Here is an 18,264-nt window from a genome sequence, read left to right on the forward strand (position 1 = left end):
ATTATCCCCCTAAAAAGTGGGCGGCACCGGCGTGCCGCATCCGCTCAGGAGCCTGCTATGCCTAAACAACGTGAAATCCGCTTAAATGCCTTTGATATGAATTGCGTGGGTCATCAGTCACCCGGCCTGTGGGCGCATCCGCGCGATCGCTCCTGGCAGTACAAAGACCTGGAATACTGGACAGACTTAGCCGTGCTGCTGGAGCGCGGTAAATTTGACGGCCTGTTTATCGCCGATGTACTGGGCATTTATGATGTTTTTAACGGCAACAATGATGCCGCCCTTCGCAGTGCCTCTCAGGTGCCGGTTAACGATCCGCTGGCGCTGATCATCCCAATGGCGATGGTCACTCAGCATCTCGGTTTCGGCCTGACCTCCTCGCTTTCGTTTGAGCATCCTTATCCGTTTGCGCGCAGGATGTCGACGCTGGACCATCTTACCAAAGGGCGGATTGGCTGGAACATCGTCACCTCCTATCTGGAAAGCGGCGCACGCAATCTGGGCCAGGCCACGCAAACCCGTCATGATGCCCGGTACGATTATGCAGATGAGTATTTGCAGGTGGTTTATAAACTGCTGGAAGGCAGCTGGGAAGACGACGCCGTTATTCGCGACCGGGAGCGCCATATCTTCAGCGATCCGAACAAAGTCCATCCGATCAACCATCAGGGCACCTTTTTCCAGGTGCCGGGCATTCACCTGTGTGAGCCGTCACCACAGCGCACGCCGGTGTTATATCAGGCGGGTGCCTCCAGCCGCGGTAAAGCTTTTGCCGCGCAACATGCCGAGTGCGTGTTTGTTGCCGCGCCGTCTAAGGTGCTGCTCAGGAAAACCGTGGCCGATATTCGTCGGCGCGCAGAGGAGGCCGGACGCGATCCGCGCAGCATTCTCATTTTCAATATGCAAACCGTGATCGTGGGCGAGACCGATAAGCTGGCCCAGGCCAAATGGCAGGATTACAAACGTTATGTCAGCCACGAAGGTGCCCTTGCCCTGATTTCCGGCTGGACCGGCATTGACTTTAGTCAGTATCAACCCGATCAGGTGTTTAAACATCTTCATACCGATGCGATTCAGTCTGTTGTAGAGAGCTTCTCGACCGCCGATCCGCAGCGTGAATGGACGGTGCAAAACATGGCCGACTGGGTAGGCATTGGCGGCTTTGGGCCGCTGCTGGTGGGCAGCACCGAAACCGTGGCAGATGAACTGCAGAGCTGGGTGGAGGAAACAGACGTTGACGGTTTTAATCTGGCTTATGCCGTTACTCATGAAACCTTTGCTGACGTCGTGAACCTGCTGGTGCCGGAACTGCAAAAACGCGGCGTATATAAGCAGGATTACCAGCCCGGCACGTTACGTGAGAAACTTTTTGGGCTGGGCGATCGCCTTACTCATCCTCATCCTGGTGCCAGCTACCGACGCACGCCCTCGTCAGCGGGCCTGATCGTCCCTGCTGAAGCCTCATAACATAACGAGACGGCTTCGTTAGCCTGATTCACCCAACCCATACCGGAAGCGTGCCCACGTTTCCGGTCTTTTTCATGCCTGAAAATAAAAAATAACTTATTGAAATTAAAGCAATCCTTATCACTTTTTCATGTTTGTTTACTGCGTATGCACTGCTTATAAAGGCAGCACCTGTACAGACAATAACGAGGATAACATGAGCACTCTCAATATCGATGATTATGTGGCGATCCCCTCGCCGCCTTCCACACCGATTCGCTCCGTCAACGATGTGGCCCGACTGATCAATACGCAAAGTGACAAAAACAGCTATGCGCGCTGGATCGTGTTTCTGGCGCTGGGCGGCGTTTTTCTGGATGCCTATGACCTCACGACGCTGTCCTACGGCATCGATGATGTCGTTAAGACGTTTAGCTTAACGCCAACCTTAACCGGGCTGGTCACCTCCTCCATTATGATCGGCACCATTGTGGGCAACCTGGCTGGCGGCTGGCTGACCGATAAATACGGTCGCTATTCGGTGTTTATGGCAGACATGCTTTTTTTCGTCGTTTCTGCCCTCGCTGCCGGTCTGGCTCCGAATGTCTGGGTAATGATCGGGGCGCGCTTTTTGATGGGCATTGGTGTGGGAATGGATTTGCCTGTGGCCATGGCCTATCTGGCCGAGTTCTCGAAGTTTTCGGGTAAAGGCAACAAAGCTGCGCGACTGGCGGCCTGGTGCCCGATGTGGTATGCCGCCTCGTCGGTCTGCTTTTTCATCATCTTCGCCCTCTACTTCCTGTTGCCAGCCCAGCACATTGACTGGCTGTGGCGGGCATCGCTGTTGTTTGGTGCCGTGCCTGCCCTGCTGATTATTGCCGTGCGCAGCAAGTTTATGAATGAATCGCCTTTATGGGCGGCTAATCAGGGAGATTTACGCGGTGCCGTCCGTATTCTGCGTGAGTCCTATGGCATCCAGGCACATGAAGATAAGTCCTCTGCCATCGAGCCTGTCGCACCGGCGGTCAGTTTCCGCGTGCTGTTCCAGAAGCCATATCGCGAACGCACTATCGTGGCAGCGGTGATGAACGCCTGTATCGCTTTTGAATACACGGCTATCGCGTTTTTCCTGCCCTCGATTCTGGCGCAGTTTCTGGGCGCGGGCGTGTTCGAAACCATTGCCGCCTCACTGGGACTTAATGCGCTGTTCGCCTTTACCGGCGGCCTGCTGGGCATGCGACTGGCCTGGAAATTTCCCTCTCGTCATGTGGCCATCGCGGGGTTTGCGCTACAGTTTATCGCCCTGATTTCACTGGCCTTGATCGGGCATCCTGAAGCCACTTACGGTGTGGTCTTTGCCATTCTGCTGCTGGGAGTGTGGCTGTTTGCCGAAGGGTTCGGACCCGGTGCGCAGTTAATGATCTATCCCGCCCTCGCCTATCCCACATCTATTCGCGCCACCGGCGTCGGATTTAGCCGTTTGATCTCTGGTGCAGGAAGCGCACTGGCGCTGTTCATTCTGCCGATATTGCAGGCGGCTTATGGCACCAACCTGTTCTGGATCGTGTCACTGGCCGCTCTCATCCCCATCATTTTCCTGCTTGTGGTGCGCTTTGAACCGACGCGCCACGATATTGATGACCCGTCAGCTCAAGGAGAACACCATGTCTGAACCTGATTACACCCGTCTGGCAGAACGCTTTCGTCCTGTTTTTGCCCGCATCGCCGACGGGGCCGCTGCACGCGAACGCGACCGGACACTGTTGCATGAGCCGATAAACTGGCTTAAGGCGGCGGGCTTTGGCACGCTGCGTATCCCAACGGCTAATGGCGGCCTGGGGGCTTCGCTGCCGCAGCTTTTTCGTTTGCTCACCGAGCTGGCAGAAGCGGATTCCAATCTGCCTCAGGCTCTGCGTGCCCATATGGCCTTTGTCGAGGATCGCCTCAATCAACCTGACAGCGAAGACCGTCAACGCTGGTTTCGCCGCTTTGTTGATGGCGACATCGTCGGCAGTGGCTGGAGTGAAACGGGCAGCGTCAGGCTGGGAGACGTGAATACCACCGTTTCCCCTACCGGGCACGGTTGGCAACTGACGGGCGAAAAGTTTTACAGCACCGGCACACTCTATGCCGACTGGATTGATGTGTACGCTAAGCGCACCGATAACCAGCGCGACGTGATTGCGGTGGTGAGCACTCATCAGGACAGCGTTGAGCGGGACGATGACTGGGATGGATTTGGGCAACGCCTGACCGGTAGCGGCACTACGCGCTTTCGCGAGGCGCACGTGGAGCCTGCGCATGTGTATGACTTTAGTGAACGCTTTCGCTATCAGACGGCTTTTTATCAGCATGTCTTACTCGCGACGCTGGCCGGCATTGGTCGCGCTATTGTGCGGGATGTGTCCCGGAGCGTTGCACAACGAAAACGCATTTACAGCCACGGTAATGCCCGCCAGGTCAAACAGGATGTGCAGGTGTTGCAGGTTGTCGGCCAGATAAGCAGTTGGGTCTGGGCGACAGATGCCGCCGTGCAGCAGGCTACGCCGTCGCTCCAGCTTGCGTTTGATGCGCACCAACAAGGGCAAACAGAAAGCCTGATTCACGCCGCCAACGTGCAGGCCGAAGTGGAGGCCGCCAAAGCGCAGGTCGTCGCCGTTGAATGGATTACCCGCGCGGCCAGCGAATTATTTAATGCGCTGGGCGCGTCAGATACGCGGGTGATAAACGCGCTGGACAGGCACTGGCGCAATGCCCGAACCATCGCGTCCCACAATCCGGTGATCTACAAGAGCCGAAATGTCGGCGACTGGGAAGTGAACCGGCGCGATCCGACCTTTATCTGGCAGATCGGCAGCGGTGAATGATCGCGGCCAGGCGGCGAATCTGAGACACAAAAAAACCCGGCCGGAGCCGGGTTTGGTCGCTACATGACTCAATCGAACGCTAGCTGTACGCGTGCAGAGTGCGCTGACACAGCGCGGAACGCACACAATCCTCTTTGCCGAAACGGACAATGCCAACCATCTCGTCCTCTTCGAAACGCGCCAGCGCGTCTGCGAGACCGGAAGGCACCCCAGCGGGCAAATCGCACTGGGTAATATCGCCGTTAACAATCACCGTGACATTTTCGCCAAGGCGGGTCAGGAACATTTTCATCTGCGCAGCCGTCACGTTCTGCGCTTCGTCTAGAATCACTACCGCATTTTCAAAGGTGCGGCCGCGCATATAGGCAAAAGGCGCAATTTCCACTTTGCCGATTTCCGGACGCAGACAATATTGCATAAAGGATGCGCCAAGACGTTTAACCAGAATGTCGTAAACCGGGCGGAAATAGGGGGCGAATTTCTCTGAGATATCACCAGGAAGGAATCCCAGATCCTCATCCGCCTGTAGCACCGGGCGCGTAACGATAATCCTGTCGATATCCTTATGAATCAGGGCCTCTGCTGCTTTCGCAGCACTAATCCAGGTTTTGCCGCAGCCCGCTTCGCCCGTGGCGAAGATAAGCTGTTTTGTTTCTATGGCGTTAAGATAATGCGCCTGAGCTTCATTTCGGGCTTCAATCGGCGCCCGGTCACGCACATCGCGTGCCATGCCAATTGCATCAAGCCCACCCATTTGCACCAGCGAAGTGACCGATTCTTCTTCACGCTGACGATGACTGCGTGAGTCATTACGAAGCACTCGTCTTGCTTCTCGACGCGCTTTGATCACTGCTTTCTGTCTTCCCATAGTGGCACCTTACAGTTGGTTTCATTTCCCACTTCAGGCAATACGCCCGATGCGATTACGTGAACGCTTTAGAGGTTTCAGTTGGCTTCCTTTAGAGCCGTGACAGGCCATGACGATTGATATCCGGCAGCAAAACAGCCTGACCGTATACCGGTAAAAAAGGAGTGAAGTTGAAGAGAGAAAACACATTGAGATGTAAAAGCGGTTGAGGAAGAACGTCCCTCACGGGTGAGTGCGATATTGTTTACTGCTGAACGGCTGTAAAAACATCTATCCATGCGCGAACTCCAGTGTGAGACATCAACACGCCCGATTACGCTTTCATAGTAAAGTGAACCATCTTATTGGTATTTTGCAACAGTATTTTCACTTTCATGAAAAATAAATATTCAACCGGCCGTTAACGAAGACCTTACTTAAATTAAATTACGTATTTATTACAGAGGGTTAGTATATTTTACGTCACGTTAAAAAGTGTGTTAAACGGGGCGATAAAAAAGCCGTACGGGGAAAAAACGGCAATATGAAAACACGGCACGCTGCGCTGTCAGACACAGAATGCCGCGCCTAAAATTTAATCAACTTTCCAGTAAGGACTGGCCTAAATAATGGTTTTCATTCACCACGCCGGGCAAGACAAAAAAGTAACCGCCGCCAAACGGACGTATATACTCTTCCAGCGCTTCGCCATTTAAGCGGTTCTGGACGGTAAGGAAACCCAATTCCAAATCATGCTGATAGCAGACGAAGAGTAATCCCATCTCCAGTTGACCTGAAGCGGAAACACCGGACGAATAACTGTATCCCCGGCGCAGCATCAGGCTGCTTTCCGTGGCGGGCGTACGGGGGTTTGCCAGACGAATATGCGCATCCAGCGCAATTATCTGGCCATCCGGATCGTTACGGTAATCGGGAACGTCATGTTCATTTTTCATACCCAGCGGCGCGCCGCTCAGCTTTTCGCGACCGAAAATGGTCTGCTGTTCGCCCAACGTTGTGCGATCCCACATTTCCACGTGGAAGCGAATCAACCTTACCGCCTGATAGCTGCCATTCCGCGCCCAGGCTGGCTCGTGCTGATCCTCGGTGACCCAGAGCAGCTTATCCATCAAGGCGTGATTGTGCGTGTCCGGATTTGCCGTGCCGTCTTTAAAGCCCAGCAGATTAATGGGCGTTTCTTTGCCCGCGCTGCGCGCGGCATGATCGGAGATAAACCCTTCCCGCCGCCAGCGTACGCCCAGCAGATCCGGCGTATGTTTAATGATATCGCGCAGCGCGTGGATCACCGTGTCCTGGGTATTGGCGCAAATCTGCAACAGCAGATCGCCATGGCACTGACTGGCATCCAGCGAATCATTAGGGAACCGGGTCATCGGCTGCAGCTTCGCGGGTTTGAGTGCAGCCAGACCGAACCGCCCGTCAAACAGCGCGTTACCGACTGACACCGTGATGGTCAGATTATCGGGGGCAATCTCGGCCCCCAGGATACCGGAATCCATCGGTGGCAGCTGTGGGTTGACCACGGCGGGGGCCTTGCCGCCCGCCGTTAAAAACGCGATGCGCTGTGTCAGCAGTTGAAACAACCGCTGCAGCTCACGCCTGTCGCTGGTCAGCACATCAAACGCCACCAGCATCATGGCGGCCTGCTGTGGGGTAATAATGCCCGCCTGATGCACGCCATAGAAAGGCTGTTGTTGCTGACGCGCGTTCGGCGTAACCGTGCCCGGTGCAAAACTGTCGGGCTGCTCAGCAGCCCCGGCATGAAACGGACAGCCCGCGCCTACCGCAGCCGCGCCGCCCAGCATGCCCAGCCCTTTTAATAAACGCCGCCGCGCGGGCTGCTGTAATTCCTGATCCTTGTCCATGATTAGTTCAGGCCCAGTGTGCCACGCAGTAGGGAAAGATCTTCAGCCAGAGCGGTGATCGGCCCTTTCAGCGCCGTGCGGTCAGCTTGGGTCAGTTTTTCATAGGATTCATAACCTTGCTGCGTGCGGTATTTATCCAGAATCGCATCCACTTTACTGAAGTTAGCGTCTATTTTTGCTAAAAGCTGTGGGTTCGCCTGCTGCAATACCGGACGTAAAAGTGTGACAATTTTTTGTGCGCCATCCACATTCGCGCGGAAATCCCACAGATCCGTGCGGCTGTAGCGATCCTCTTCGCCAGAGATTTTGGTCGCTGCCACCTCTTCAATCAGCCCGGCGGCTCCGCCCACCACTTTCGCCGGAGGAAATGCCAGTTCACTCACGCGTTGTTGCAGGTCATGCACATCGTGATTTAACTGGTCGGCATAGCCTGCCATGTCTTTCGTCGTGTTATCTGCAAACAGGGCTTTTTCGAGACGATGGAAGCCGGTAAATTTTGGATCTTCGGCTTTTTTCTCGTAATCATCTTCGCGGGCATCAATACGACCATCAAGGTCAGAAAACAGCTCCGCGATCGGCTCAATGCGCTCGTAATGCTGACGGGTGGACGCAAACAACGCTTTGGCTTTAGCCACATCACCGGCTTTCACTGCATCCGTAAATGCCTGCGTGCCGGAAACCAGCTGACTCACTTCCTCAGTGACATAGGCTTTATAGGCATTAATGGGGCCCGCCAGTTGCATCAGTTCGGGTTTGCCTTGTTGCGCACTTTTGCTCCCGGTGCCCTGCACGATCAGTTTGCCTTTCGGGTTCGTCAACAGGCCACAGGTCATGTCATATTCCCCGGCTTCCAGGTTGGCCGTCAGTTTCTGGCTAAAGCCCGGCGCAATATTTTCGCGCTCTTCGACCACCATCACGCCTTTGAGAATTTCCCATTCCAGCGCTTTTTGGCTGTTATTTTTAATCAGAAACTGAGTTTTACCGGCCTGTACCGTAACTGACATTGGCTCACACTGTTTGTCCGTCACAGTGACGCTGACCTGCGGAATGGCTGCAGCCAGTGAAGAGCCAGAAAGCGCCAGCAGAGAAGCCAGTACCGCATTACGGTTAAAACGCATCATCATATTTTTTCCCTGTTCAGTCAGAGGCGCGGCTGACGCGCCGGGTAAACGCGTTAGCGCGCAGCTGCTGAGGTATCAGCGCGTGCAGGCATAACAAACAATAATAAAGCGGGGATCAGATAGAGCAGCCAGACAGCGACTTCACTGACGCTGGGCGCTTCCTGATAGCCAAGCATGCCTTCCAGCACTGTGCCAAACAGCGAATGCGTGGACAAGATCGGGCTCATATCAAAGGCCACCTGCTGAAAATGGTTCCACAGCCCTGCCTCATGAAAAGCGCGAATAGCCCCTGCCGCCAGGCCCGCTGCCACCAGCAGAATGAACATGCTGGTCCAGCGGAAAAAGTGCGCCATGTTGAGCCGCAGGCCGCCCCAGTAGATCAGCATGCCCAGCACCACCGCCGTGGCCAGCCCCAACACCGCACCCAACGGCGGCGCATAACCGACATCCTGTGTGAACGCGGCCAGCAGAAAGAACACTGATTCCAGCCCTTCGCGTGCGACGGCCAGAAACACCATCATCACCAGCGCCAGGCCGCCGCCGGCCGATTTATGCAATGCCTCGTCGACGGCGTGTTCAAGTTCCCGTTTGATATTGCGCGCGACCCGGCGCATCCAGAACACCATCGAGGTCAGGATAACGACCGCGATTACCGCCACGATACCTTCAAACAGCTCTTGCTGTTTCTGCGGAAACTCACCCGTGGTCTGGTTGATAAAGATACCCAGCCCAAGGCAGAGTGCGGCGGCAATAAAGACGCCTGCCCACATCGCAGGAAACCACTGAGTGCGCTGAGTGCGCTTCAGATAACTGGCGATCAGGCTGACGATCAACGCGGCTTCAAGCCCTTCGCGCAGCATAATGAGAAACGGAACGAACATCGCCAACCTCTTAAATGTTAACCGGCGTCAACGACGCGTAAAGTTACGTAAAAACGAACGATACCGATTATCATTACCACTCAAAAAAATACAAGTTCCACAACGAAATAATTTCGTAACTGTCTGTGCCAGATAACGGGCAAAAAAAAGCCTGCCCTCACGGGGGCAGGCGGTGGAAAAAAGAAGGCGATTACTTCGTCTGGAACTCGGCCTCAGCGGCATCGAAACGTGCCATCGCCTGGGTTGACGGTGCGCGACTCGCAAGGCTAAAGACGACGATGGCGAGACTGGCCAGGATAAAGCCCGGAATGATTTCGTACAGACCGAGCCAGTCATACTGCTTCCAGACCACCACGGTCACCGCACCGACAACCATGCCCGCTAATGCGCCATTGCGGTTCATACGTTTCCAGCACACGCCGAACAGCACAACCGGCGCGAACGCCGCACCAAAGCCCGCCCATGCATAGCTGACCAGGCCTAATACCCGGTTTTCAGGGTTGGCGGCCAGCGCGATGGCAATCAGCGCGACCAGCAGCACCATCAGGCGACCGACCCAGACCAGTTCTTTCTGGCTGGCATTTTTGCGCAAAAAGCCTTTATACAGGTCTTCGGTCAGGGCGCTGGAGCACACCAGCAGTTGGCAACTGAGTGTCGACATGACGGCCGCTAAAATGGCTGACAGCAGAATCCCGGCAACCCAGGGGTTAAACAGAATACGTGCCAGCTCAATGAAGACACGCTCGCCGTTTTGAGTTACACCAGCAGCCTCGCCCGGGTTGTTCTGGAAATAGGCGATACCAAAGAAGCCAACCGCGACGGCGCCGGCCAGACACAAAATCATCCAGGCCATACCAATACGGCGCGCGGTACGAATTGACCGGTGTGAATCCGCCGCCATAAAGCGGGCCAGAATATGGGGCTGGCCAAAATAACCTAATCCCCAGCCCAGAAGCGACAGGACCGCAACCACATTCAGTCCTTTGAACATATCCAGGTTTTCCGTGCTTTTAGCCTGAATGACTGCCAGCGAATCGCTTAAACCGCCGACGGCCATGATGACGATAAGCGGCGTCAGGATCAGGGCGAAGATCATCAGGCTGGCCTGAACGGTATCTGTCCAGCTTACCGCCAGGAATCCGCCCACCAGCGTATAGAGAATGGTAGCCGCCGCACCGGCCCATAAGGCCGTGGCGTAGTCCATTCCAAAGGTGCTTTCAAACAGGCGCGCACCGGCAACCACACCGGAAGCACAGTAAATGGTGAAAAACATCAGGATGACGACCGCAGAAATCACACGCAGAATTTTGCTGCGATCTTCAAAGCGGCTGGTGAAAAAGTCGGGCAAGGTTAAGGCGTTATCATGATGTTCTGTCTGGACGCGTAAACGACCCGCGACAATTTTCCAGTTAAGCCAGGCACCAATAATCAGACCAATGGCGATCCAGCTTTCTGAAATGCCGGAGAGAAAAATGGCACCGGGTAAGCCCATCAGCAGCCAGCCGCTCATGTCAGAGGCACCCGCTGACAGCGCGGTAACCACACTGCCCAGGCTGCGACCGCCCAGAATGTAGTCATCAAAGTTTTTGGTTGAGCGCCAGGCAATAAAACCGATGAGCACCATCCCGAGGATATAAATTAAAAAGGTCACCAGCATGGGTGTACTTACTGTCATGTGTTTCTCCGTTATTATCCGATCTCTTAAGAGAAATCTTTTCCTGCGCCACCGGAACGGGGTAGCGTCAGCGTATTACCGCATCGATAAAAGTCCCGTTTCTCTTAAGGCGCGGTATCCTGCCGTAAAGGCACGTTCTACACAATGCATTTAACACATCCGTTACATCAGTTTCACCTCTCTCCCTGTTTTAAATGTTCACAGGTTGCGCCCGCTCACACTTAAGTTGCACCTTTACTACCACAACCCTGTTTAAATTGAAGGGGGTTGCAACATTGGCGAGTTTCTTGCAGCAAGATTTGTGCCGCTTTTAAATGTTAATGGGAAAAGCGGCGGTAAAGTGTGGAAGCAAGGTCACATTTAACACGGTTGCACAAAGTTGCGACATGAGTGATAGTGCAGCCCTTGCTCTGGTAAAAAACGTTTTAAGGAACAGAAATCATGGGAACAACGACCATGGGGGTGAAGCTGGATGAAGCCACCCGCAGTCGCATTAAACTGGCGGCACAGAAAATGGATCGCACGCCGCACTGGCTGATTAAACAAGCGATCTTTAACTATCTCGTGCAGTTAGAAGCCGGTGAAACAGTGGAAGAGATTCCCCTACAGCTCAACGAATCGGCTTCTGATGAGGTCGCTGCGGACGAGATGGTTCAGCCGTTCCTTGACTTCGCAGAGCACATCCTGCCGCAGTCGGTAGCCCGTTCGGCCGTGACGGCCGCCTGGCGTCGACCTGAAACCGATGCCGTTCCCATGTTGCTGGAGCAAGCCCGCCTTCCCGCTCCGCTGGCTGAAAAAACCCGGCAGCTCGCCTTTACCCTGGCAAAGAAGCTCAGGCACCAAAAAGGGGCAACCGGACGCGCCGGTATGGTGCAAAGTCTGCTTCAGGAGTTTTCATTATCTTCACAGGAAGGCGTGGCGCTGATGTGCCTGGCGGAAGCGTTGCTGCGTATTCCGGATAAACCGACGCGCGATGCGCTTATCCGTGACAAGATCAGTAACGGCAACTGGCAGTCGCATCTGGGCCGCAGTCCGTCCATGTTTGTTAACGCCGCTACCTGGGGCCTGTTATTTACCGGGCGCCTGGTCTCAACGCATAACGAAGCGAATCTGTCGCGCTCGCTTAACCGGATCATTGGCAAGAGTGGTGAACCGCTGATCCGTAAAGGCGTGGATATGGCGATGCGCCTGATGGGTGAACAGTTCGTGACGGGTGAAACCATCGCCGAAGCACTGGCTAACGCCCGTAAGCTTGAAGAGAAAGGTTTCCGTTACTCTTACGATATGCTGGGCGAAGCCGCCCTGACCGCCAGCGATGCCAAAGCCTATCTGGTTTCATATCAGCAGGCGATTCATGCGATTGGCAAAGCCTCCAATGGCCGCGGCATTTATGAAGGCCCGGGCATTTCAATTAAGCTCTCTGCCCTGCACCCGCGCTACAGCCGTGCCCAGTACGACCGGGTGATGGATGAGCTGTATACGCTGCTTAAGTCGCTGACGCTACTGGCCCGCTCTTACGACATCGGCATTAATATTGATGCAGAAGAAGCCGACCGCCTGGAACTCTCTCTTGATATGCTCGAAAGGCTGTGTTTTGAGCCTGAACTGGAGGGCTGGAACGGTATCGGCTTTGTCATTCAGGCCTATATGAAGCGCTGTCCGTTTGTTATTGATGAGCTGATCGACCTGGCGCAACGTAGCCGCCGCCGTTTGATGATTCGTCTGGTGAAAGGCGCTTACTGGGACAGCGAAATTAAACGCGCCCAGATGGAAGGCCTGGAGGGCTATCCGGTGTACACGCGCAAAGTGTATACCGACATTTCGTACCTGGCCTGCGCGCGCAAGCTGCTGGCGGTGCCGAACCTGATCTATCCGCAGTTTGCCACGCACAATGCGCACACCCTGGCCGCCATTTATCAGCTGGCAGGCAATAACTACTATCCGGGTCAGTACGAGTTCCAGTGCCTGCACGGCATGGGTGAACCGCTGTATGAACAGGTGGTCGGCAAGGTTGCAGACGGTAAACTTAATCGTCCCTGCCGTATTTATGCCCCGGTCGGTACGCATGAAACGCTGCTCGCCTATCTGGTGCGACGCTTACTGGAGAACGGCGCGAATACCTCCTTCGTTAACCGCATCGCCGATACGTCCCTGCCCATCGACGAACTGGTCGCCGATCCGGTTGCCGAAGTGGAAAAACTGGGCCTCAGCGAAGGGACACTGGGCCTGCCGCACCCGAAAATTCCCTTACCACGTGACCTGTATGGTGAGGACCGCGTGAACTCCGCCGGTCTTGATATGGCGAATGAACATCGTCTTGCGTCACTGTCCAGCGCGCTGCTGAGCGGTGCTACCGAAACGTATGTGGCGCAACCGCTTATCGACGGCCCTTTAACGGGAGGGGAAAGCGAGCCAGTGCTCAATCCGGCCGTCCCTGCGGATGTGGTGGGCACCGTGCGCCAGGCATCCGAACAGGAGGTTTCCCTGGCCATTGAGGCCGCCGTTAATGCCGGCCCTATCTGGTTTGCCACGCCGCCGCAGGAGCGTGCCGCCATTCTGGAGCGCGCCGCACAGCTGATGGAAAGCCAGCTACAGCAACTGCTGGGTCTTCTGGTGCGTGAAGCCGGAAAAACCTATAACAACGCCATTGCCGAGGTGCGTGAAGCGGTCGATTTCCTTTATTACTATGCCGGCATTGTGCGCCATGATTTCGATAATGAAACCCACCGCCCGCTTGGCCCGGTAGTCTGCATCAGCCCGTGGAACTTCCCGCTGGCCATTTTTACCGGCCAAATCGCCGCGGCTCTGGCGGCAGGTAACAGCGTGCTGGCGAAACCCGCCGAGCAAACGCCGTTAATTGCCGCACAGGCCGTCAATATTTTACTGAGCGCTGGCGTGCCCGCCGGTGTACTGCAACTGCTGCCGGGTCAGGGCGAAACCGTGGGGGCACAGCTCACCGGCGACGAACGGGTGCGCGGCGTCATGTTTACCGGCTCTACCGCCGTTGCCACGCTGCTGCAACGCAATCTGGCGGGCAGACTCGATCCGCAGGGCCGTCCAACACCGCTGATTGCGGAAACGGGCGGAATGAATGCCATGATTGTGGACTCCTCCGCGCTGACCGAACAGGTGGTTGTCGACATCGTGGCATCGGCCTTTGACAGCGCGGGACAACGCTGCTCCGCCCTGCGTCTGCTCTGCGTGCAGGAAGACGTCGCAGACCATACGTTAAAAATGCTGCGTGGCGCGATGGCGGAATGCCGCATGGGCAACCCGGAACGCCTGTCCACCGACATCGGTCCGGTGATCGATCAGGAAGCCAAAGCCAACATCGAACGCCATATTCAGGCCATGCGTAATAAAGGCTTCAAGGTCTACCAGACGGCACAGGATAACCCACAGGACAGCAAAGAATGGGCCACAGGCACCTTAGTGAAACCGACGCTGATTGAGCTGGATAAGGTCAGCGATCTGACCCAGGAAGTGTTTGGTCCTGTCCTGCACGTGGTGCGCTTTACCCGCAGCAACCTGCCGCAGATCGTTGAGCAGATTAACGCCACAGGCTATGGCCTGACCCTGGGGGTTCATACGCGCATCGACGAAACCATCACGCAGGTCACCGCCAGTGCCAAAGTGGGTAACCTGTATGTTAACCGCAACATGGTCGGCGCGGTCGTCGGTGTGCAACCCTTTGGGGGCGAAGGCCTCTCAGGTACCGGTCCAAAAGCGGGCGGCCCACTCTATCTTTATCGTCTGCTGGCTAACCGCCCGGATGAGGCGCTGAGCACCACCCTCGCCCGTCAGGATGCGGAACGTCCCGCAGACAACAGTCAGCGTCAACGCCTGTTAGCGCCGCATCAGGCACTGACCGACTGGGCAAAAGATAAGCCACAGCTGTCTGCGCTGTGTCAGCATTATGAACAGCTGGCGCAGGCAGGTACGGTTCGTCTGCTGCCGGGCCCAACAGGAGAGCGCAACACCTTCCTGTTACTCCCGCGCGAACAGGTGCTCTGTCTGGCAGATAACAACGACGATGCGCTGATTCAGCTGGCTGCGGTAACCAGCGTCGGCAGTCAGGCCCTGTGGCCGGATGATGACCTGCATCGTACGCTGCTTAATACCTTACCGGCAGCGGTGAAGAGCCGTATTACCCTGGCAAAGGATCCGCTGACCGCGCAGTTTGATGCCGTGATTTATCATGGTGATGCCGACCAGCTCCGCAGCCTGTGCGAGCAGATTGCGGCGCGTGAAGGTGCGATTGTCTCGGTACAGGGATTTGCCCGCGGTGAAACCAACCTGTTACTGGAACGCCTGCTGATTGAACGCTCTTTAAGCGTCAACACCGCCGCCGCGGGCGGTAACGCCAGCCTGATGACGATCGGTTAACTGTCGGCGCGTTTCATTTTGGTTGTAATCAAGGTTCATGCCTGGCATGAACTTTTTTTATGACGGATGAAAAACCCGCGGCCGTTGAGCGCCTCAGCAGTGGAGAAGTGCGAAGGGATTCGCGCTATCAGGTGGTCTCTGCGCGCACATCCCCCGCATACGCAATCCGGACGCGCCGCAGAGACAGGTGGCTGACATGCGTACAACGGTCAGGCTGCCGGAATGGAAGGCCGTTTCATCAGATGTGGCAAGCGAAACAGCGCGCGTCCCGGTCCCCGATTCAGCAATGACCAGACCACCATGGAGCACAAGGCGCAGATCGTAACCATCACCGGAGGATAGAGACAGGCCCAAAGCCATGAAAAGCCTGTCAGCTCAAAAAGCTGGTGACGTTGCGCATATAAAATCGCCGTCATCCCGAAATATTCAATGAAAATACGGTGAATAATGTAAAGGGGTAAGGTATGGCGGCCTGTCCAGTTCAGCCAGGCCATACAGCCCAGCTGGCTTAACCATCGGCAGGCGGCCACGCTGGCCAGAATGGCAATCAGACAGAGAAAAAGACGGCTGTTCAAATCAAGCAGGCCCTGTAGTACAGCCAGCAGTCCCAGTAACAGCCACGGCAACCTGTTCTCCCGTCGCCCTTCGCTCAGTCGTAGCATGGGTGCCCACCAAAATGCGCCCAATACAAAAAAGATAAAATACTGCGCCAGACTTTGCGGTCCCCAGAACGGGATACTCTTTTCGACCGCCAGATAGTTCAGCACAGCGGCTACGATAAGCAGCGGGATTTTGTAATGTTGAAACCATTTGGCGCACAGGAAATAGAGTGCCAGACCATATAAATACCAGGCGGTACTCATGGCGAGAAAGGTCAGTCTGAGAAATTCTGAAAACGAACCGGCATAGGCCGCATTAAGATTTTGCGAAATACGCTGTCCGGTAATTTCCGTCGCGATGCCGCCATACCAGGCCGGCAGCAGGTAACCATCGCCGGATGGTTGAAGCATGTAGCGGACAACCGGTGATATCACGGATTTTTATCGCCAGAAGTTCGGTGCTCCAGCGGGAACGCTGATAACCAAAATCGCCGGGAGAATGCTTAACAAGCTCACGCAGCAATGCGCAAATATGTTCGAACGGCCAGCGCCTCCCGCGTCCTGACGGTAATGACTTCAGGCCTTCAGCACCAGACAGAGTGAACCAGTTAATCCAGCGACCAATCGATGAGCGGGCACAGCAGAGTGTTCTGGCAACATGACTGACGGTGTCACCACGATGCAGCATCAGCATGGCGGTGAGCCGCCGGGCGTGGTTTTTGTCCTTTGTTTTATGGATAGTTTTCTGCATCAGGCGTCGTTCGGTTCTGGGTATTGGTGCTATGATCGACATTGCTCAGTCCGGCTGGTGATTTGGGATATTCAGCGATTGATCAGATCGCATAAACCGGACTGAGTTCCCTCTAAGTGATCTACTATTCCGAGCAGTTATTTAGTGTTTCGCCTTATAACAAAAATATTAACCCTTGAGGCGATTAATGATAAAGCGTGTGCTGTATTTTGCTTTAACGATGATGTTGACAGGATGTGTAGCCCGTTCTCATGAACCCGATCCACTACAAGTGCAGCTTGCCAGTTACGGTACGCTGCCAGACACTTATAAAACGGATGTCAAAAATACGTTTTATTATCATCTGAAAGATCCTTACAGCGCGCATTATCGTTTTTTTAAACCTTTTAAAGGATATACCTGGGTAATGAATGTGCCCGAAGATAAAGAAGAATTGATGTTTGGCTGGGTCATCCCCGGCGTGATTAATACAAAAAACAGTTTTGGCGCTTATGTCGGCGCGCGCAGGTTCGTGGTGATTTATTCAAATGGTCAATACCAAAATATTTACTACACGAAAGGCACGAAAAAAATCGGGCGGGCGCCTTAAAACAGCATTTTATTTTCTGAACCATTAACACGCCATCGTCAATGGCGTGTTTTTCAAATCACAACGGGCTTTGTTGAATAATAGGTAATCATTCTGTTTTGTCTGCACTGTTTTGGTAGAAAACGCTGATGCCAGACAGAACACCGTCATACGCAAGCATGTAACGCATTGATTTTATGTTATCTGAAACAACCGTTTTCATAGTACCACAGCATAAAATCCATTTATTCAACAAAGCCATCACAACGATAAAGGCGCAGAGTTTCGCGGAATGAATACCCATTGTGTTGCCTGATATTAGCTCTGTCCACGCCAGAAACTTCAAAACGCCTTTTATGGCATCCCGGCTTTTCCGTCATTTCCTGCTCTTTATAACTGTCGCGTCAACGCTACGTTTAATGCGGCTGAGTCCGGCTGCATCACACATGCTGCATAAGATTCAGCCAGTCATATCAGTGTGTATTTTTAACCGGATAAGCGGTCAGCGGTTTGATCTCTTTAAGCACAAACATACTTTGCATCTCTTTAATGCGCGGCAATCTGCGTACTACAGACATGGCGAACTCCGCATAAGTTTCCAGATCGCTCGCCACAACCTGTAGCAGGAAATCGGCATCACCACCGATACTGTAGCAGGCCACCACATCATCCAGCGCCGTAACCTGTTGCTCGAATTTTTTTGCCTCATCCTCGCTGTGGCAATCAATAACCACCCGAATAAACACCATGACCCCGGCGCCGATTTTTTTGCGGTCCAGTACAGCCCGGTACCCCTGAATGACGCCCTGCTCTTCCAGCCTGCGCACTTTACGCCAGCACGGTGAGGCAGACATACCAATCTTGTCAGCCAGTTCCTGATTAGTAATACGGGCATCGTCCTGTAAAACACGCAGGATTTTCATTTCTGTCTTATCAAGCAGCATACCGGTCAATTCCTTTCGCTACATTTCGTTTATGAGGTTAATTCTTGCAAAGAATACGATAAATGAATGTGATTGAGACAGCCTATTTCTGTCTCGCCAGGACATACTGTTTTCAGGTGCTGTACAAGGTGCAGATCAAAAGAAATGGCCGGACAGGGCAGATTAAGGGTAAGCGTCGCATTCAGACCGTATTGACGTTCAGGCAGAGGGAAGCTCGACCTTCCATGGCAGCAGATCGCGGACCCGGTTCACCGGCCAGTCCTGTATATGACCGATGACGTAACGCAACCACG

Annotated in this window: 12 protein-coding genes and 2 pseudogenes; 5 read left to right on the forward strand and 9 right to left on the reverse strand. The window is 54.4% G+C overall.

The genetic code is table 11. The features are described 5' to 3' along the window. Positions 1–57: 57 nt before the first annotated feature. From F7Q90_RS02890 to F7Q90_RS02900, 3 genes are all read left to right on the forward strand, one after another. Positions 58–1,467, forward strand: coding sequence for an LLM class flavin-dependent oxidoreductase (locus F7Q90_RS02890; protein WP_006120224.1), 1,410 nt, complete (start codon positions 58–60; stop codon positions 1,465–1,467). A 196-nt stretch (positions 1,468–1,663) separates the two neighbouring features. Further along, positions 1,664–3,118 (forward strand): MFS transporter, encoded by a 1,455-nt coding sequence (locus F7Q90_RS02895; RefSeq protein ID WP_006120223.1) that lies wholly within the window; start codon positions 1,664–1,666, stop codon positions 3,116–3,118. Further along, a complete protein-coding gene (locus tag F7Q90_RS02900) occupies positions 3,111–4,313 on the forward strand; it encodes an acyl-CoA dehydrogenase family protein (RefSeq protein WP_151160781.1) in 1,203 nt (400 codons plus the stop codon). The genes F7Q90_RS02895 and F7Q90_RS02900 overlap by 8 nt, the downstream gene beginning before the upstream one ends. Before the next feature lie 79 nt (positions 4,314–4,392). On the opposite strand, the gene phoH is transcribed toward F7Q90_RS02900, so the two are convergent. The 5 genes from phoH to putP form a co-directional block, all read right to left on the reverse strand. Further along, complete coding sequence (phoH, locus tag F7Q90_RS02905) at positions 4,393–5,181, reverse strand: phosphate starvation-inducible protein PhoH (RefSeq protein ID WP_006120221.1); 789 nt, start codon at positions 5,179–5,181, stop codon at positions 4,393–4,395. 578 nt (positions 5,182–5,759) lie between these two features. Then, positions 5,760–7,046, reverse strand: a complete 1,287-nt coding sequence (efeB, locus tag F7Q90_RS02910) for an iron uptake transporter deferrochelatase/peroxidase subunit (protein WP_006120220.1) — start codon at positions 7,044–7,046, stop codon at positions 5,760–5,762. Positions 7,047–7,048: 2 nt separating this feature from the next. Then, positions 7,049–8,170 (reverse strand): iron uptake system protein EfeO, encoded by a 1,122-nt coding sequence (efeO, locus tag F7Q90_RS02915; protein ID WP_006120219.1) that lies wholly within the window; start codon positions 8,168–8,170, stop codon positions 7,049–7,051. A 50-nt stretch (positions 8,171–8,220) separates the two neighbouring features. Then, on the reverse strand, positions 8,221–9,048 hold the full coding sequence (gene efeU / locus F7Q90_RS02920) for an iron uptake transporter permease EfeU (protein WP_006120218.1): 828 nt from the start codon (positions 9,046–9,048) through the stop codon (positions 8,221–8,223). A 190-nt stretch (positions 9,049–9,238) separates the two neighbouring features. After that, a complete protein-coding gene (gene putP, locus F7Q90_RS02925; protein WP_006120217.1) occupies positions 9,239–10,723 on the reverse strand; it encodes a sodium/proline symporter PutP in 1,485 nt (494 codons plus the stop codon). A 441-nt stretch (positions 10,724–11,164) separates the two neighbouring features. Between putP and putA the strand changes: the two genes are divergently transcribed. Beyond that, complete coding sequence (gene putA / locus F7Q90_RS02930; RefSeq protein WP_006120216.1) at positions 11,165–15,109, forward strand: trifunctional transcriptional regulator/proline dehydrogenase/L-glutamate gamma-semialdehyde dehydrogenase; 3,945 nt, start codon at positions 11,165–11,167, stop codon at positions 15,107–15,109. Positions 15,110–15,318: 209 nt separating this feature from the next. Here putA and F7Q90_RS02935 read toward each other — a convergent pair. Then, a pseudogene (locus tag F7Q90_RS02935) lies at positions 15,319–16,071 on the reverse strand (acyltransferase family protein); the annotation flags it as partial. Continuing rightward, a pseudogene (locus tag F7Q90_RS02940) lies at positions 16,070–16,501 on the reverse strand (helix-turn-helix domain-containing protein); the annotation flags it as partial. The pseudogenes F7Q90_RS02935 and F7Q90_RS02940, both read right to left, overlap by 2 nt. A 145-nt stretch (positions 16,502–16,646) precedes the next feature. Here F7Q90_RS02940 and F7Q90_RS02945 point away from each other — a divergent pair. Beyond that, the gene (locus tag F7Q90_RS02945) at positions 16,647–17,048 is read left to right on the forward strand and encodes a hypothetical protein (RefSeq protein WP_006120214.1); all 402 of its coding nucleotides are present in this window, start codon (positions 16,647–16,649) and stop codon (positions 17,046–17,048) included. 88 nt (positions 17,049–17,136) lie between these two features. Here F7Q90_RS02945 and F7Q90_RS26835 read toward each other — a convergent pair whose 3' ends face one another. Both F7Q90_RS26835 and F7Q90_RS02955 read right to left on the reverse strand, forming a co-directional pair. Next, positions 17,137–17,331, reverse strand: a complete 195-nt coding sequence (locus F7Q90_RS26835) for a hypothetical protein (RefSeq protein ID WP_044242293.1) — start codon at positions 17,329–17,331, stop codon at positions 17,137–17,139. Positions 17,332–17,500: 169 nt separating this feature from the next. Further along, positions 17,501–17,971, reverse strand: coding sequence for an Lrp/AsnC family transcriptional regulator (locus F7Q90_RS02955; protein ID WP_006120213.1), 471 nt, complete (start codon positions 17,969–17,971; stop codon positions 17,501–17,503). Positions 17,972–18,264 lie beyond the last annotated feature (293 nt).

The organism is Pantoea stewartii subsp. stewartii, from assembly GCF_008801695.1.
In the GTDB taxonomy this organism is placed as follows: Bacteria; Pseudomonadota; Gammaproteobacteria; order Enterobacterales; family Enterobacteriaceae; genus Pantoea; species Pantoea stewartii.

What these genes read in the sequence shown, in the direction of transcription:
- F7Q90_RS02890 (WP_006120224.1), top strand. Translation starts at nt 58, where the DNA reads ATGCCTAAACAACGTGAAATCCGCTTAAATGCCTTTGATATGAATTGC.
- F7Q90_RS02945 (WP_006120214.1), top strand. Translation starts at nt 16,647, where the DNA reads ATGATAAAGCGTGTGCTGTATTTTGCTTTAACGATGATGTTGACAGGA.
- putA (WP_006120216.1), top strand. Translation starts at nt 11,165, where the DNA reads ATGGGAACAACGACCATGGGGGTGAAGCTGGATGAAGCCACCCGCAGT.
- efeU (WP_006120218.1), bottom strand. Translation starts at nt 9,048, where the DNA reads ATGTTCGTTCCGTTTCTCATTATGCTGCGCGAAGGGCTTGAAGCCGCG.
- phoH (WP_006120221.1), bottom strand. Translation starts at nt 5,181, where the DNA reads ATGGGAAGACAGAAAGCAGTGATCAAAGCGCGTCGAGAAGCAAGACGA.
- F7Q90_RS02900 (WP_151160781.1), top strand. Translation starts at nt 3,111, where the DNA reads ATGTCTGAACCTGATTACACCCGTCTGGCAGAACGCTTTCGTCCTGTT.
- F7Q90_RS02895 (WP_006120223.1), top strand. Translation starts at nt 1,664, where the DNA reads ATGAGCACTCTCAATATCGATGATTATGTGGCGATCCCCTCGCCGCCT.
- efeO (WP_006120219.1), bottom strand. Translation starts at nt 8,170, where the DNA reads ATGATGATGCGTTTTAACCGTAATGCGGTACTGGCTTCTCTGCTGGCG.
- putP (WP_006120217.1), bottom strand. Translation starts at nt 10,723, where the DNA reads ATGACAGTAAGTACACCCATGCTGGTGACCTTTTTAATTTATATCCTC.
- F7Q90_RS02955 (WP_006120213.1), bottom strand. Translation starts at nt 17,971, where the DNA reads ATGCTGCTTGATAAGACAGAAATGAAAATCCTGCGTGTTTTACAGGAC.
- F7Q90_RS26835 (WP_044242293.1), bottom strand. Translation starts at nt 17,331, where the DNA reads ATGGGTATTCATTCCGCGAAACTCTGCGCCTTTATCGTTGTGATGGCT.
- efeB (WP_006120220.1), bottom strand. Translation starts at nt 7,046, where the DNA reads ATGGACAAGGATCAGGAATTACAGCAGCCCGCGCGGCGGCGTTTATTA.